Raw genomic sequence first — 16,151 nt, 5'->3', positions numbered from 1 at the left:
TTGTTTATTAATTAGAATTACCAGCCATTTATAAAAAGCACTATAAATCTATTTGATCTTGTAAAACCAATAGCTTACACACTTTCCTTTATTTATATTTTTAAACATATGGAGCACATTCTTTTTAATATAAATACTGTCTCCCGCGTTTACTATAAATCGTTGATTCAGCATTTCAATGCACAAAGAGCCCTCTGTTACAATTGCCAGTTCGTCGTGATCATGCCCCGGTGAGGTCCGTTCATAGTCAATTCCTTCCATGACCGTCACGCAGACCCCTTCTAAATCATTATCCCCTTCAGACAGCATTTCGTACTTAACGCGCTTGTACTCGCCGAAAAAAACTCGGCGCTCTCTATACTTCACCAGAGGATTGAAACTCTCCGAAGCCTCATGAATGACATCAATCATATTCACATCCAGCGCGTAGCAAACCTTTTGCAGCTGCTCCAACGTAGGACTGATAATATTTCGCTCCAAATTACTCAAGTATGCCACAGACAAGCCTGACTCTTGCGCCAATTGTTGCAGTGTTTGCTGTTGTAACTTGCGAATCTCTTTAATTCGCGCGCCCACCATTAACGTAACTTCTTCATTTACCGCCACAGTACATCCCTCAAATCTATAAACGCTTTGTGTTATATATCTTTGTACTTGATAAACAAATAAATCTATTAGTTTATATTATAGCCTATTATGCACTCCGTGTAAAAATCAACTGCTTAAAATGTCTATAAAATTTATTTATACCGCTTTAGCTATCGATGGTTTAAGCGATTATTTTTAACGTTAATTTTTAATATTAATTTTTAGCGTTAACTTTTAGCGCTAATTTTTAACGTTTATACTTACCATTTATTATAAAAAAATATTTTTGGCACCTGCTTCATATCTCACTATTAGCTTCATGAGCAACTTCTTTTTGAATGTAATCGATAAAACGCCGCGTAGCTGGTGAAGCATCTTTTACGGATGGAACAGCAAGCCCTAAATTAACATATTGAGCCGGCTCCAGTGGAACCTCCACAACCTGACCGTTCCATTTCTTAGAAATTAGTTTCTGATTGAAGCTCACGCCCAGTCCGGCTTCCACCATGTTATACGTGGTGAAACCATCCTGCGTAGAGTACTGAATATTCAAATGGAGCCCTTCCTCTTCTATGAGCCGATCCTGGTCCGTATCATGATTGGGCGACGTGTGAATAAACGCTTCCTGCTCTAAATCTTTAATCTTAAATGTATGTTCGTTCGACTTTGGATGATCCGGTGGCAACCATACAACCATAGGATCCTTATATAGAGGAATCCAGTCACATACGATATCCTTACCGGGCTCTCCGCAAAAACATAAGTCAACGGCATTTTCATTGAGCCATTTGGCCATTTCCGTATTACCGCCTTCAATCATTTTTACCTTGATCAGCGGAAAGGCTTCTTTGAACTTCTTTAAAATCTCCGGCATTAAAATAGACGAAACGCTGTAATAACAGCCTACTGTTATAGCCCCCTTGATAACACCGCGAATATTGTCGCTCACTTCTCGCGCCCGACGATTTACATCAACGATCTCTTTTATATGAGGATACATAATGCGTCCGTTTTCCGTTAACGCAACACCGCGTTTCTGCCGAATAAACAGGGCAAATCCTAAATCCTGCTCCAACTGATACATCATGCGTGTAACACCGGACTGCGTATAATTTAAAACCTCGGCCGCTGCGGTGAAACTGCCGCAACTGACAACCGATAAAAACGCTTCACATCGCTTCAAATCCATATAGTTCCCCCCTATTCATATGTATTAGATCTTATGACTACTTATTGTTTCTTATGACTTCTTATTACTTCTTATGAATTCCTATTATTTATTATTAAGTTCTATTATTTCTTGTTACTTTCTAGTATTTCTTATGACTTTATATTATTTCTTATTACTTTCTGTTATTTCTTATTACTTTCTGTTATTTCTTATTACTTTCTGTTATTTCTTATTACTTTCTGTTATTTCTTATTACTTTCTAGTATTTTTTATTAATCCAGCCTAAACATGACAACTCATCATCGTTTTCATGACTATCATTCTCTTTACTCATTTATAAAAACATAATACTATATAAACAACGATACAGCAATTTCAAATAGACAGATCAATCCGGATATATGCTCAGTTTACTTGCTGATACTTAATACATTTATAAAGGAGAAAAAAGATGAACGAGAAAAAATTATTTTTTGCCTGTGACTATATGGAAGGGGCTCACCCAAACATCATAAATACATTAGTTGAGACAAACTTTTGTCAAACCGCCGGCTACGGCTTTGATGAATACTCCGAATCAGCGAAAGAGGCCATTCGCAAAGCCTGCAAAAGTCCAAATGCCCGTGTTGAGTTTTTAGTAGGTGGCACTCAAACAAATGCCACAGTCATCGACGCGCTTCTTAGATCCTATGAAGGTGTTATCGCTGCTGAAACCGGTCACATCGCAGTACACGAAGCCGGCGCCATCGAATTTGGCGGACATAAAGTATTAGCCTTACCGGCAACACTAGGTAAAATTACGGCACAACAAATCGATACATTCGTAAACGACTATTACAATGACGACAATCACGAACACATGGTTGCGCCCGGCATGGTTTACATTTCACATCCTACGGAATATGGCACACTCTACTCGAAAGAAGAATTGACTGCTATTTCAAATGTATGTCGTGCTCATAAGATCCCTCTCTATGTCGACGGAGCACGCCTTGCTTACGCCTTAGGTTGTGACGAAAATGAAATCACCTTACCTGACTTGACTGAACTGTGCGATGCCTTCTACATTGGCGGCACGAAGTGTGGTGCCCTCTTTGGCGAAGCCGTTGTGCTCCCTAACCCGGACTTGATTCCACAATTCTTTACCATTATCAAGCAACATGGTGCATTATTAGCTAAAGGCAGAATCTTGGGTATTCAGTTCAACGAACTCTTTAAAGACGATCTATATCTCCACATCGGCAAAGACGCCATTACCTATGCCAATGCCATTCGTGAAGCGCTCTCTGCAAAAGGCTTTCAACTTTGCTTCGACTCCCCTACAAACCAAGTCTTCTTCGTTATTGAAAACGATAAAATGGAAGCGCTACAGGAGAAAGTAGAATTCAGCTTCTGGGAAAAATACGACGACACCCATAGCATCATTCGATTCGCTACATGCTGGGCTACAAAAAAGGAAGATGTAGATGCACTTGTTCAGTTGATAAATACGATGAACTAAGCCTTTGTAAGAGTCTTCACATCAATACATTCTTCAAAATTCATGTTCAATTTGATATACTAACTACATAGAAGGAAGCATACTCCTTCACTTGCAATCTTATCGCTTTTGTTTTCGACGACGCGGCGATTTGAGGGCTTTTCTTTATGACAAAAGGACGGTATTTCTACCGTCCTTTTGTTGTGATTGTATATTTTTATACTTTGAAACTGGATTATATAGAGACATAAAAAACGAAAATATGATATTATTAAAGCAATAAATTCTTCATTCTACAGGAGGATCCATTATGCGCTTTTTTATGTTTATAGTCGCCCTATTATGCTTTATATATGCATTCTTTGTGCGTTTTAAAAACATAACGGGATTAATTGCTTTCGGCTTAGGTATTTTAGCCTTGAAAATAACGTTTAGACGAAAGAAAAAGTCTACACAAAAACAAGACGTTTTCACTATAAATCCCAGCTTACTAAATGAATTCAGCGAGGAGCTTTATACTAAAGCTGTTTCAGATTTTAAAGCGTTAGACAGAGAAATAAAATTAGTAAATGACAAGGAGTTTAAAAAGCAACTACGGAAATTGCAAGACATGTCAAAAAACTTCCTTATATATTTACAAAATCACCCCGAACGTATTACCGTTTCACGTCGTTTTATTGATTACTATCAAGACAGGGCCCTCTTATTGGTACAAAAATATAATGAATTAGACAATACCGGCCTGGAAGAACATGAAATACAACAATCAAAATATGAAATAAAAAAGACATTACACTACTATGATGAAGTCTATACTGATCAATTTACTAAGGCAGTCAATGCACAACTCTTTGATTTGGATGCTGAAATACAAGTTGTAAAAGAAAATATGATTGCTGATGGGCTCAATCCTGAAAGCGCAAAATGTCCACCACTAAAAAAGAAGCAAAGAGGTTTACTGGCTTCTATTTTTAAAAAATGGTAATAATAATGTAAACAAAAAGGTAGGGTACTAAAATGGCTGAAATTAATTTGAATGATCTTTTAGAGATGAACCAAAAAACTGGATCTCAAAATACGTCTGATACTTACGAAGCAGAAGAAATAAACCGCATCAGTCAGCAAATTGAATCACTTACACCAGAAGAGAAAATAAAAGTTGAGTCATTAAAAAACTCTATTAATTTGTTAGCTCCCAATGCGATTTCACAATATGGAGTATCAGCTCAAGAAAATATATCTTCTTTTGCAACTAGTATTTTATCAACTGAAAAAAGTACCACTAAGGATATTGCCGGTAATCTACTTAATAATGTCTTACAACAAGTGTATGAATTTAAAAAAGAGCAGTCTGGGCAAAGTAGTCTAGCTTCTTTGCCATTAGTTGGCTCGTTTTTTAAAAAATCCACGCCAATCAAAGAGTTATATATGACACGGGCCATGCAAATTGATAAAATTGTAGCTGAACTTGACAAACAAAAGTCAATTCTTATGAAGGATATTGTCATGTTTGATGGTTTATTTAACAAAAACTTAGACTATTATAAAGAACTTCAGCTTTATATTCTCGCTGGTGAAAAGAAAATTCAGGAATTGTATGAAAAAACGCTTCCTTCCCTAGATAAAGATGCCAGAGAATCCGATAACCCTATGGCACAGCAAGCAGTTATAGACTTTAAGAGTACTGTAGATCGATTTGAAAAGAAAATCGATGATTTAAAAGTAACGAAAAGTATAGCTCTTCATACTGCACCCCAAATACGTACGATACAAAACGATAATAAAAACCTTGTGGAGGAAATCCAACGTGCCATCTATAACTCAATTCCATTGTGGAAAACCCATATGGTAGTACTCCTAGGTCTTAGCCGACAGCAACAAGCCTTAAAGTTACATCAAACGATTACCGATACTACCAATGATTTACTCAAACGAAATTCTGAGTTACTCAAACAGAACGCACGTGCAACAGCAATTGCCAATGAACGAGCTATTATTGATATGGACACAATCCGAAAGGTGAATGATGATTTAATTGCCACTATTGAGGACACAATCCGTATTCACCAAGAAGGACGTCAGAGAAGAAAGGCTGCAGAACGCGAATTGCTTCAAATTGAAGGTAAACTGAAAGAAGCCTTGCTCAAAAGCTCTGGTCGCAAAGTATAATATTTATTAAATATATAATAATATCTTGAACGAGTAATGTTGATGTATAGAAGAAAACGTAAAGGACGGTAGAAATACCGTCCTTTTGTCATGTTTAAATTTCTATTAATACGAATCTATTCTGCATCGTTTCCTACTTCATGATTCCTTGAGTCATACCAAGCTACTTTGTAATTCATATAAATATAATTCACAGCTAATGCTACTAACTCTAAAATTACACCTTTATCTTCTGTTTGTATAGATTTTAAAAATTGCTGACTGAAGCAAATTTCAGGCATTAGTTTTCTCATGGAGTGATACCAGCCTATATTTTTATCACGTAAATATAAAAGTACTGTATCCTCTATTGCCTTGGCCACTCTTTTTGTGTCTCCACTCCAACAATTTCCATATTCTTTTACTATATCTCTAAGAAAGGCATAAATCCAAATAGCAGCTCTTGTTTCTTGATCGTCTGTTTCTGTTAAATACGTTAACGTAGTCAAAGTACCTTTATTTAAAGCGTCTCCCAAGAACAAAAATGTGTCCGGATTCTTCTTAATCAATTCTGTTCTACTGTCAAAATATTCATTCTGTATCCAGTCTAACCCATAAAACTCTTCATCCGGTCTTTTTAATTTCTCAACTTGAATATGATGAACAACTAGTTTCTCATTAAGGTTTGAAAATCTATATGCCATAAATTCCCATTCTTTATAAATCTCATCCCATGTATAATTGATTTCTTTGCCCAATCATTACACCTCCCTAATTTTTTAAAATTAACTCCACCATTTTAACTAAATTAGTGAAGATAATACCTAATTTTATACCTAATTTTATACCTAATCTTATACTTAATCTTATACTTAATCTTATACCTAACTAAGACTCATTTCATTACGTATTTTGTTACGTACTTCATTACACATTAACCTTAAACAATCCATGTCGATTACAGTACGCATACACAAATCCAGGGCCTTTTCTCATGATTCTACACTCCGCATTTTGCTCTGGATAAAGTTTCACCAGTGTATAGCGATCTGAAGTAACATAGGCGATAAAGGATATGTAGTGTTCTTTAGTCATAGGATGGTCCATGTGGATATACCAATCATTCTCCATCTTTTCACATTTTATTTCATGCTCTTCGGAGTTTTCTTCCACTGACAACACCGGCAACTTTACACCACAGCAGTTATAATCGCCTTCACCGAGACTTGTAATTATATTGCCACAGATTGGACAGACGTAAAATTTCAATTTTTTTACATTGGCCGATCTATTACTATTAATCGCATATTCTCCGGCAAATAATTCCGCCACAGAAATGCCCAACGCTTCTGCCAGTGGCGTCACTAACGTAATATCCGGCAATCCCTTGCCTGTCTCCCATTTGGAAATCGTTTTGTCACTAATAAGTAATTTATCAGCCAATTCCTTTTGCGTAAGCTTTTTCTGTTCACGTAATTCTTTTAACATAGTTCCTGATATATAGTTCATAGCATTTACACCTCTTTCTTTTGCTATGGCTATCTTAAAACAAAAGCGTGTGGAAAACTACCTACGCTGCGTAGACTACTTACTTACACATCTCCACAATCCCCCGTACAATCCGCCAGTCCACATCTTTAAAGTGATTTCCCTCATTCATTTCAAAGGTTACGTCCACGCCTGATTGTTTAAAATGTTCAACGATGGCTTCTGTATTTTCCTGTACGGTTTTAAGTATAGGATGTTTTGTCTTTGCTTCTTTGTCTCCCAATGAGAAGTACATTTTTTCAGGTGTACGTTTCAATTTATTAGAAAGTGCATATTCTTTAAATTTAGGGTACCAGAATGAGCTGGACATGCAGGCAGCACGATCAAAGACATCACATTGGTATAACGCATATAAGGCAAATAAGCCGGCCATGGAATAGCCTGCAATATAAGTTTTCTCAGGCGTACCTTCAATGCGCTCCTTAGCTTTTGGTATAACTTCATTCAATAGCCACTGTAGATGCGTATCCGCTTCACCGGTAAATGGAGGTTCTTGTTTTAAAAATGAAGGAATTTCCCACGGAGATAGGTCAGAATTCCAGTTAAGGTTGCTAATAACAAGCAAGTTGATATGAGGTGTCCCTATTTTTTGAAGCTCAGGTATTAATGTGGAGCCGTCACTTTCAAACATATTAATAACAACTAGTGGTTGATTCGTCTGTTCCGCCTTATATAACGTGATTGTCTTTCCGGATACCTCAAAACTCTCCTTCATCATTTCACTCTCCTTCATTGATTTCCTCTCCTTCATCGTCTTCTTCATCATAATCTCTGCTACCACCCCAAATGACTTCCCGATTATATTTCTCCCTTATAAAATCGCATAATGCGGCCAAGTACATAAGTTTACACTGGTATTCAACCTCTGGTCCTGGATCTTTTATTATTAACCCTTCCTCCCATTCTTTTTCCAAACGCGCTTTCTCTTCGTCTGATAAATCGTCCCAAGCTCTGTCTTCTACCCCAATCCCCAATAGTTCTTTTTCCAACTCTGCAATTTCTTGCTCCAATTCGCTTCGTGCAGCAATTAATTCTTCAAGCGTATCATTCTTATGTTCATCAATATAATCAATCGGAGCTATCATCATGGTGATTCACCTCATTATTACTATTTCTCTAAATTTCCTATTTAGATCAGGGTCTTTCTTACCAAATAATTTCATTCTATACCAATAACAGGGGTATCTTGCCAAAACGGTAGATTACCCCTGTTTTTAATTTTCAAAAAACTAAATTTACAAGCTTCTTATACTATGAATTTTTAACAATAATATGCTTTTTAATAATAATATGAGCTTTTAATATTATGAACTTTTAATATTATGAGCCTTTTAATACCATGAACTTTAATAATAGTATGTGTCTTTAATATAATAGGACCAACCAATGCGATTCATGCCGTATTCGAAAATGCCGTTCCGCGGAATAACTACGGTTGTATGGTTGCCTCTCATTGTGTTAGTGGAATAACGCCACATGTCTGATCTAAATTGAGAAAATCTCCATGTAATAACTTCACTTAATTGACCATTACGTACCATTTTTGTAGACACGGAGAACCATTTACCACTACTTTGATCTCCGTAAGATAATGTATCGCTCATAACATACACGTCAACGTTCTCATAGTTCCAATGATCTACCCAAACGTCCGTCGCTCTGGCCACGCTCATTCCGCCGAGCATAAACATAATCCCCATACAAGACATTAACACTGTTTTCCATAGCCGTTTCATCGTCCCATCCCCTTCACTACTCATGACGTGCTATTTGATAATACACTTAATAATATACTTACAGTATAGCATATCTCCTTGGCTCGGTATATGACATCATTAATCGTGTTAAGGGCATAAAAAATCCGAGTAACCATTCAGTTACTCGGAGCTTCTAACGTATATACCAAACTTATTCGTTAAATAACTAACCTCTTATTTAAGTAAGGCAGTAAACTTGGCTTCCAGTTCTTTTTTAGCCGTCGCCAATGCATCTTCCTGATTTAATCGCCACAGTTCATCCGCTTCCAAGGATTTGCGGTTTTCTTCATACATTCGCTGCACTTCTTCCGGTTGCGGACCTCCGCTGACGGCACGACGCGCTATGATAGCCTTTGGATCTAATGTAGCGCGGAACTCTGCTTCATCAAGAGGAAAATGTTCAGGCACTTCTGACAAATTAAGTGCCGCCACATTGTCTAAATAAATGCGCTCCGCTATTTCATGAGGAAAATCGAGAGGTCGTATATCATGGGCTCTTGCATAGCCTACAATATCGGAAGCCACATGATGACCGATGCGGAACGGCACATTATATTCGCGCATCAATCGGTCAGCAATTTCCTGCGATGCTGTCCAATCTAGATTCAATTCTTCCAGCGCTCGTTCTTCGTTAAATACGAGAGCCTGTAACACACGTAGCATCATCTTCATCAGGTCTTCCGTTTCCCACACAATCATAGTTAAGTCGAGACCACGCGGATCGGCAAAGCCTGTAGCAATATTGTGTGTTCGATACACCGCACCGGTTGCTTCCCCCAGAATTGTCGATGCTTTCGTACGTAAATTATTTAAGATTCCCGGATTTCGTTTTTGCGGCATAGCGGACGATACGTAGGTATTGGCGCCACCCTCTTGTAGCAAAATCCACGGACGAGGTTGGGAGTATTGTAGCATCACATCAGCCACAAAATTACCTGTATGTATAGCAATGACAGTGCAAAGGCCGGCAGTTTCCGCTGAGCATTCATCAGTGAATATTTGCGTCGCATCAAAACAGTTCTCAAATGGTCGTGCAAAGCCGAGATAGTCCGACATGCGCTGTCGATTAAGAGGCCATCCGGTACCATTCAAAACGGTTGACCCCATAGCGCATTGATTGACACGATCATAAAATTGGCGGAGTCGTTCATTATCTCGACGGAACGCATCAACGAAGGCCAATAAATAATGGGCATAAGAAGTAGGCTGTGCGGCTACACCATTCGTATACGCAGGCATGACAGCGGTCTTATAGCGGTCGGCCATATTCATCAGTTCCTCTTCCACCGCATGAATCTCCTTATCCAGATCCAATAAGGCACGACGTAATACAGCCATAGACGCAGTAGTTAACATATCCTGACTGCTGCGTCCCGCGTGGATACGGCTCACTTCAGGACCGCTCTCTTTTATCCAATACGGTTCAAAGTCTATAACTTTTTGAGGACGTGGCCCACCTTGATTGCCATTTTTAATGACTTTTTTTAGCCCCTGCGCAAATTCTTTAACATACTTTGTATCTAAAAGCCCTTCGGAACTATTAATCACGAGCGATGCTTTATTAATTTGAGATAACCAGTAAAAATGGTCTTCCGTATTGCTGTCCGCCGGTTCTGTCAGTCGTTTATAAGCACTCTGTGTTACACCATATGGCTCAAACTTTCCCTTCTGTTCCATTACACCTCATCCTTTCCCTAACAAAAGCCCGCTATATATAACGCTAATATTTCCTAACAATACTATTTTCAATACTATTTCCAATGCCATTTCCAATGCCATTTCCAATGCTATTGTTCACTTTCTAGTATCTAAATATTACAGTTACCAGTATCTATATATTACGGTTATTAGTATCTATATTTCACGGTTACCAGTATCCATTTATTACGGTTGAAACTTCGGATTCATACTGTATTTCTTTGTAGGGCGTCCCCGTGTAGTCAAAGCTTCTTCGCCCACACAGATTACCAATTCAGCCGCCAACAGATTTTTAATAATGCGGCGTGCATTGCGATCGGTAACACCCATCTGCTGCGCTAATTCATTAGACGTAAAACCATGTCCCAGCTTCTGTGCAATAGCCCATATACGCATATAGTTCCGTGTGCCTACGCCAACGGATTCAAGACGTTTCAAAATGTCCGGATTTTCCAGAGAGGATGTGAATGTAAGCGGATGCTCGGTCCCCATATTCTCTTTAATATTATTGTTCATATCAATGGCTACCATAGCTTGCCGTGGCTCTTGTTGCTTTCCATAGGAAAGTGCACGCCATGCATTACGCTGTGCATCAAAGGCCACATAGCCGAAGCCGATACCGGCCATAACATCAATCGTAAGGCTCAGCCGAATGTCTTCAATAGCATTTCGAATTTTATGCGCATTCCGTTCAATAATACCGCGCGTCGCAAATACTTCAAAACGGCCATTTTCTTTTTCTACCATGTAAGATCCTTGCAGCTCCTGACAGAGTTCCAAGATTTTTTCCTTGAGCCGTAGCATTAGCATCTGAAATTGTAATGACCCGGTGGACGTAACCATGAGCTTTTCTATATCTATTGTCTCGATCCGCATCAACGCCACTTCATTTTCCACCAAACGGCGTTGCATGCGTTTTTCTTTAAGCTTTAACAATGCATTGTGAATGGTAAAATTACTGCCGTGCATTTGAATCACCGGGATGTTAAGCCGTTCCAACTCTTTACGAATCTTCGTTGAAGACGTTAGCACCCGTTCGATTTTGCCTGCATCCCATAAGGCTTTATGTTCAGTAGCAACATTAGCATCATTTTCATCAATGTGCATCGAGTCGTAAGACACTAAATGCACCTTATCAAACGAAATGCCTGACTCTTCTATGACGGTATTCCAAATCTTAACGCCAATTAAAGGTAAATCAATGGAGACGCGCAGTTCATGATGTTTCGACAGAGCCAAACACTGCAGCAAGTATCGGTAAATCTCAAGGCCGTTTAAATTACACGAAACAGCCGGAGTTTCCTTGCTCATATACGGCTTCGCGTGTTCCAACGGTGTTTCACCGGAGAAAATCCAACCGTCAACAACGTCCATTTCCGATTGAATTATGTGTGGAATTTCACTGGTGTTTTCATAGCAGTACGCTTTATATGAAGTCGTTTTCGGATTGAAAACGGTGTTAGCCACTTCTTCAATTTGTGTTAGTACCTCACGAGAGTTACTCATAATTCCAAATATTTTCATACAATTACCTCAACGTCTAATTTTTTAATCCTTACATATATCATACTTAAAGATTAGAAACAATGAAAGAGTATTTATTACTAATTGGCATTGCTATTCTCACTTTTTATCATTGACATCTATATCTTTATTCTATAACATAAGGACTAATAAAGGAAGTCGTCTTTAAATGTTTTTTTGTCTGTAATTGTAAGTAAATTAAAAATTTATTTAGGGAGGATTTTTTATGATTATTACCGGCATTATTTTAGTAATTCTGACCTTCTGGGCGATTGTCAGGAATTATGAAACTCGCGTTGTTCTCATGCTTTCCGGTCTTATTATGTCATTCATCGGCGGCAATATGATGTCATCACTGGCCGCCTTCTCAAAATCACTGATCAACGAGAGTTTAACGCCTATTATCTGTATAACTATGGGCTTCAGTCTAGTTCTAGACAAAACAGGATGCAGTCAGCATCTGATTTTAGCAATCACTAAATTATTACATCGTGTTAAGTTTATTATTATTCCTGCTACAGTCATTTTAGTATGGCTTATCAACATTTCCCTGATTAGTGCATCAGGTTTGGCAGCGGCCGTTGGTGCTATTCTAATTCCTGTTCTTATTAAACTTGGCATCAAACCTACTATGGCTGCCAGCACAGTATTACTTGGTACATGGGGTTCCAGTGTGAGTCCGGCCAATCCATTCCTTGTACAAGTAGCCGATCTGGCGCACGGCGATTTAATGACGATTATTCAAAGCTTTGCACCAAAAGCATTCATCAGCGTTCTTGTAAGTAGCCTTATTTTGTTTGCCATTGCAAAATTTACCAAGGAAGGTATCCAGTTAAATACAGCCAGCGCATCAATTGTGGAAGAAACATCTGAAACGTCTGAAAAAGCAGAAAAGATTAATCCGCTATATGCCATCGTGCCTCTCGTTCCTATCGTAATATTGATTTTAGCCAGCCCGGCTGTAAAGCTTCTTCCTACAATTTCAATTACAAATGCCATGTTGCTCGGTACATTACTTTGCTTTCTTGTAACACGGCCTAATATTAAAGACTTCTCTTCTACATTCTTTAAAGGTGCCGGCGATGGCTTCGCCAACATTGTTTGTCTTATTGCCGCAGCGGCTATGTTCATTCAAGGCATGAACGTTCTTGGTCTTACTGCTGCACTCATTGATACAATGGCTAACTCGCCTGCTCTTGCCAAAGTATCCGCCACTTTTGGTCCGTTTATACTCGCCGCTATTTCCGGTTCCGGTAATGCCGCTGTACTTGCCTTTAATGGTGCCGTTACACCTCATGCGGCTTCATTCGGACTGCAAGTCGCCGATATGGGGGCCGTTGTTCAGGCCGCAGGTAATCTGGGGCGCTGCATGTCACCGGTTGCCGGCGTAAGTATTATCTGCGCGAAAATGGCCGGTGTCAATCCAATGGAACTTACGAAACGCAATGCCATTCCATGTATCGCAGCCGGTATCGTAATGATGCTTCTCGTTTTATAAAAGCTAGATGGAGGTATGAAGTTGCAAGTTAATTCGTTAAAGAAAAGCTGGTTTCTGCTTTTTCTAATTTTTGTTGCCTGGGGATTCGGCTATGTAGATAGACAGGCCATTAATATTGCGGCCGTTTTCCTTCGTGAGGAACTCTCTCTAACTACGGGCCAGATGGGCGCCGTCATGAGTAGCTTCTTTCTTATGTATTCGCTTATGACGCTCTCAGGCAGTTATCTTATTAGCCGATTCGGCACTCGTAAATCACTCTTAAGTATCGTCTTCCTTTGGGCTGTATTTTCCTCCATGACCGGTATGACAAGTACGTTTCTCATGCTAGTCGGCGTACGTTTCCTATTAGGCTTCAGCCAAGGCGGTTTCGCTTCCATTACGTCTGTAGCCATTGCAGAACTCTTTCCACCGGAAATACGCGGTCGTGCCAAAGCGTTCCAAGTATCGGCCGGATCCATGGGTATAGCATTCGGTACATTCTTTTGTGCCCTTTCAACGGCCTGGTTCGGCTGGCGCGCCATGTTTTTCTTCTTTGGCATTATCGGACTGATTATTACACTGCTTCTAGCAAAATTCTATCATCCGAAACCAACTGAAAAAGGCGCCAAGCAGGAAAGTCAGGTTAGCTTATTGCACATGATGCGAAACCCGTTCATTTTAAAACTCGCATTTGTTCAGTTCGGTCTTGGCGTTTTCATCTGGGGCCTCAATGCATGGCTCCCTTCTTACTGGCTGGAAGTTAAAGGCCTCGACATGATCCATATGGGCGCATTGTCTACGGTGCCTTGGATCGTATCCTTTATACTTATGAACTTCAGCAGTTATCTTTTGGAAACACGGTTTCAGAAGAGTCAAAAATTGATGTTGTCCCTGTCCCTGTTTTTAGGGGCCGTCCTCATGTATGCCATGCTCCGCGTGGATAGTATTTTTGCCGGCTTTACCCTATTAACGATTGTGACTGTTCTCATGAGTATCGCCTCGGCTACCGTTTACATGATGCCTATGCAGCGCATGGCCACCAACGAAGTGGGCACGGCAACCGGCGTTATTATATTCGGACAACAGTTGGCCGGCATTATAGCACCTGTAGTAATGGGCTATTTAATTTCCCTCTTTGCAGGTTCCTATGATGCAGTGTTCGGTTTCGTTATCCTTGTTATCATTCTGAGCACAATAACGGCCTTAACAATACGAGATAAAAAAGAGATTCATCCCTAAATATATCCTTACTAAAATCTAATGACTAGTTATGAAAGGCAGGTAGCCAACATGGCACTAAAAGATGAGATTAAAGCATTAGTTGAAAATAAAAAAGAATTGTTCTTTGATGTGAATGATAAAATCTGGGGCTATGCAGAAACGCGTTTTGAAGAATTCCAGTCCGCCGATTGCCTAATCGATGCCTTAGAAAAAGAAGGTTTTACCGTAAAAAAAGGCCTCGCTGATATGGAGACTGCTTTTATCGGCGAATATGGTCACGGAAAGCCAATCATCGGCATCTTAGGCGAGTACGACGCTCTGTATGGGCTTTCGCAAAAAGCAGGCGCCAGTGAACAATCTCCGGAAGTAGAAGGCGGCAAAGGTCATGGCTGTGGCCATAACATTCTCGGCGCCTCTGCACTGGCTGCGGCTGTAGCTGTGAAGGATTATTTAAAAGAACATCAAATCGAAGGCACTATCCGCTATTACGGCTGTCCCGGCGAAGAAAGCGGTTCCGGTAAAGCCTATATGGCCCGCGCCGGCTTATTTGACGATGTCGATGTATCCCTCACTTGTCATCCAAGCTATGAAAACAGCATTACCGGTTATAATTTCCTTGCTACGTTGCAGTGCTGCTTTAAATTCCACGGAAAAAGCGCTCATGCCGGTGCATGCCCTCATTTAGGGCGCAGTGCTCTCGATGCTGTGGAGCTCATGAACGTAGGGGCCAACTTCCTTCGCGAACATGTCATTCAGGAAGCTCGCATTCATTATGCCATTACTAATACCGGCGGCTCTTCTCCAAACGTAGTTCAGGCCGAAGCAGCTGTCCTATATCAGATTCGTACACCACAACTGCCACAGGCTAACGATATTTACAAGCGTATTGTAAAAATTGCACAAGGGGCCGCTCTCATGACAGAAACAGAACTGGAAATTGTATTTGACCGCGGCAGCTCCAATATTATTCCTAACCGCCATTTAGAAAAATTGGCCCACGATTGCATGATGGAATTCGGACCGGAACCTATCACCGAAGAAGATTTAGCTTATGCGCAGAAAATTAAGGACTCCTTAGTCGGTAGTGACCGCACCTACAGCCAAGATATCCTGGATATGATTTACGATCCCGATAAAGCCCGTGAACTTGGCAAACTCATCGAAGGCAAGCTCATCATGGATACAATTTATCCATACACCCCTACGGAAAAACCGATTTCCGCCAGCACCGATATGGGCGACGTAAGCTGGAATACTCCGGTCGTACAGGTTCTCACCACTTGCTATGCAAATAACACGCCTAATCACTCATGGCAACAAGTGGCCCAAGGTAAGTCCCCACTGGCTCATAAAGGATTGCTCCTATCCGGTAAAACTATGGCTCTGGCCGCTGTTCGTCTCATGCAAGAACCGGAACTGGTTAAAGAGATTCGTGATGAATTCAAAGAACGCATGCAAGGGAAGGAATATGTGTGCCCTATTCCACCGGAAGTAAAACCGGCTCCACATCGTTAATACTTCTACAGTCCTACAGGAAAT

15 protein-coding genes are annotated in these 16,151 nt (G+C 40.0%); 6 read left to right on the top strand and 9 right to left on the bottom strand.

Annotation, left to right across the window (positions count from 1 at the left end):
* Nucleotides 1-48: 48 nt before the first annotated feature.
* Both KHZ77_RS00370 and KHZ77_RS00365 read right to left on the bottom strand, forming a co-directional pair.
* Entirely contained in the window at nucleotides 49-606 is a 558-nt protein-coding gene (locus tag KHZ77_RS00370; protein ID WP_295194540.1) for a helix-turn-helix domain-containing protein, read from the bottom strand.
* A 280-nt stretch (nucleotides 607-886) separates the two neighbouring features.
* The gene (locus KHZ77_RS00365) at nucleotides 887-1,777 is read right to left on the bottom strand and encodes a LysR family transcriptional regulator (RefSeq protein ID WP_295194538.1); all 891 of its coding nucleotides are present in this window, start codon (nucleotides 1,775-1,777) and stop codon (nucleotides 887-889) included.
* A gap of 433 nt (nucleotides 1,778-2,210) precedes the next feature.
* On the opposite strand from KHZ77_RS00365, the gene KHZ77_RS00360 reads away from it, so the two are divergent.
* The 3 genes from KHZ77_RS00360 to KHZ77_RS00350 all read left to right on the top strand — a co-directional run bounded on the left by KHZ77_RS00360 (nucleotide 2,211) and on the right by KHZ77_RS00350 (nucleotide 5,408).
* Nucleotides 2,211-3,260 (top strand): beta-eliminating lyase-related protein, encoded by a 1,050-nt coding sequence (locus tag KHZ77_RS00360; protein ID WP_295194537.1) that lies wholly within the window; start codon nucleotides 2,211-2,213, stop codon nucleotides 3,258-3,260.
* A 289-nt stretch (nucleotides 3,261-3,549) separates the two neighbouring features.
* Nucleotides 3,550-4,224 carry a 5-bromo-4-chloroindolyl phosphate hydrolysis family protein gene (locus KHZ77_RS00355; RefSeq protein WP_295194535.1) on the top strand — a complete coding sequence of 225 codons (675 nt, stop codon included), beginning with the start codon at nucleotides 3,550-3,552 and terminating at the stop codon, nucleotides 4,222-4,224.
* A gap of 32 nt (nucleotides 4,225-4,256) precedes the next feature.
* Complete coding sequence (locus KHZ77_RS00350) at nucleotides 4,257-5,408, top strand: toxic anion resistance protein (protein ID WP_295194533.1); 1,152 nt, start codon at nucleotides 4,257-4,259, stop codon at nucleotides 5,406-5,408.
* Between the two features lie 116 nt (nucleotides 5,409-5,524).
* Here the strand turns inward: KHZ77_RS00350 and KHZ77_RS00345 are convergent, their stop codons facing one another.
* From KHZ77_RS00345 to KHZ77_RS00315, 7 genes are all read right to left on the bottom strand, one after another.
* Complete coding sequence (locus KHZ77_RS00345) at nucleotides 5,525-6,145, bottom strand: hypothetical protein (RefSeq protein WP_295194531.1); 621 nt, start codon at nucleotides 6,143-6,145, stop codon at nucleotides 5,525-5,527.
* Nucleotides 6,146-6,314: 169 nt separating this feature from the next.
* Entirely contained in the window at nucleotides 6,315-6,896 is a 582-nt protein-coding gene (locus tag KHZ77_RS00340; protein WP_295194529.1) for a helix-turn-helix domain-containing protein, read from the bottom strand.
* Nucleotides 6,897-6,975: 79 nt separating this feature from the next.
* On the bottom strand, nucleotides 6,976-7,653 hold the full coding sequence (locus KHZ77_RS00335) for an alpha/beta hydrolase-fold protein (protein WP_295194527.1): 678 nt from the start codon (nucleotides 7,651-7,653) through the stop codon (nucleotides 6,976-6,978).
* A gap of 1 nt (nucleotide 7,654) precedes the next feature.
* Entirely contained in the window at nucleotides 7,655-8,023 is a 369-nt protein-coding gene (locus KHZ77_RS00330; RefSeq protein WP_295194525.1) for a hypothetical protein, read from the bottom strand.
* A gap of 258 nt (nucleotides 8,024-8,281) precedes the next feature.
* Nucleotides 8,282-8,671, bottom strand: coding sequence for a hypothetical protein (locus KHZ77_RS00325; RefSeq protein ID WP_295194524.1), 390 nt, complete (start codon nucleotides 8,669-8,671; stop codon nucleotides 8,282-8,284).
* A 195-nt stretch (nucleotides 8,672-8,866) separates the two neighbouring features.
* On the bottom strand, nucleotides 8,867-10,369 hold the full coding sequence (locus tag KHZ77_RS00320) for a lyase family protein (RefSeq protein ID WP_295194521.1): 1,503 nt from the start codon (nucleotides 10,367-10,369) through the stop codon (nucleotides 8,867-8,869).
* 207 nt (nucleotides 10,370-10,576) lie between these two features.
* Nucleotides 10,577-11,914 (bottom strand): hypothetical protein, encoded by a 1,338-nt coding sequence (locus KHZ77_RS00315; protein ID WP_295194519.1) that lies wholly within the window; start codon nucleotides 11,912-11,914, stop codon nucleotides 10,577-10,579.
* A 226-nt stretch (nucleotides 11,915-12,140) separates the two neighbouring features.
* Here KHZ77_RS00315 and dcuC point away from each other — a divergent pair, with 226 nt between their 5' ends.
* Genes dcuC through KHZ77_RS00300 form a run of 3 tightly spaced genes read left to right on the top strand, consistent with a single transcriptional unit; the run spans nucleotide 12,141 to nucleotide 16,127 of the window.
* The gene (gene dcuC, locus KHZ77_RS00310) at nucleotides 12,141-13,412 is read left to right on the top strand and encodes a C4-dicarboxylate transporter DcuC (protein WP_295194516.1); all 1,272 of its coding nucleotides are present in this window, start codon (nucleotides 12,141-12,143) and stop codon (nucleotides 13,410-13,412) included.
* 15 nt (nucleotides 13,413-13,427) lie between these two features.
* Nucleotides 13,428-14,630 (top strand): MFS transporter, encoded by a 1,203-nt coding sequence (locus KHZ77_RS00305; RefSeq protein ID WP_295194514.1) that lies wholly within the window; start codon nucleotides 13,428-13,430, stop codon nucleotides 14,628-14,630.
* A gap of 51 nt (nucleotides 14,631-14,681) precedes the next feature.
* On the top strand, nucleotides 14,682-16,127 hold the full coding sequence (locus tag KHZ77_RS00300) for a M20 family metallopeptidase (RefSeq protein WP_295194512.1): 1,446 nt from the start codon (nucleotides 14,682-14,684) through the stop codon (nucleotides 16,125-16,127).
* Nucleotides 16,128-16,151: the final 24 nt, after the last annotated feature.

This window comes from Veillonella sp. (assembly GCF_018364065.1).
Classification (GTDB): domain Bacteria; phylum Bacillota; class Negativicutes; order Veillonellales; family Veillonellaceae; genus Veillonella_A.
This window is presented reverse-complemented; position numbering and strand designations above follow the sequence as displayed.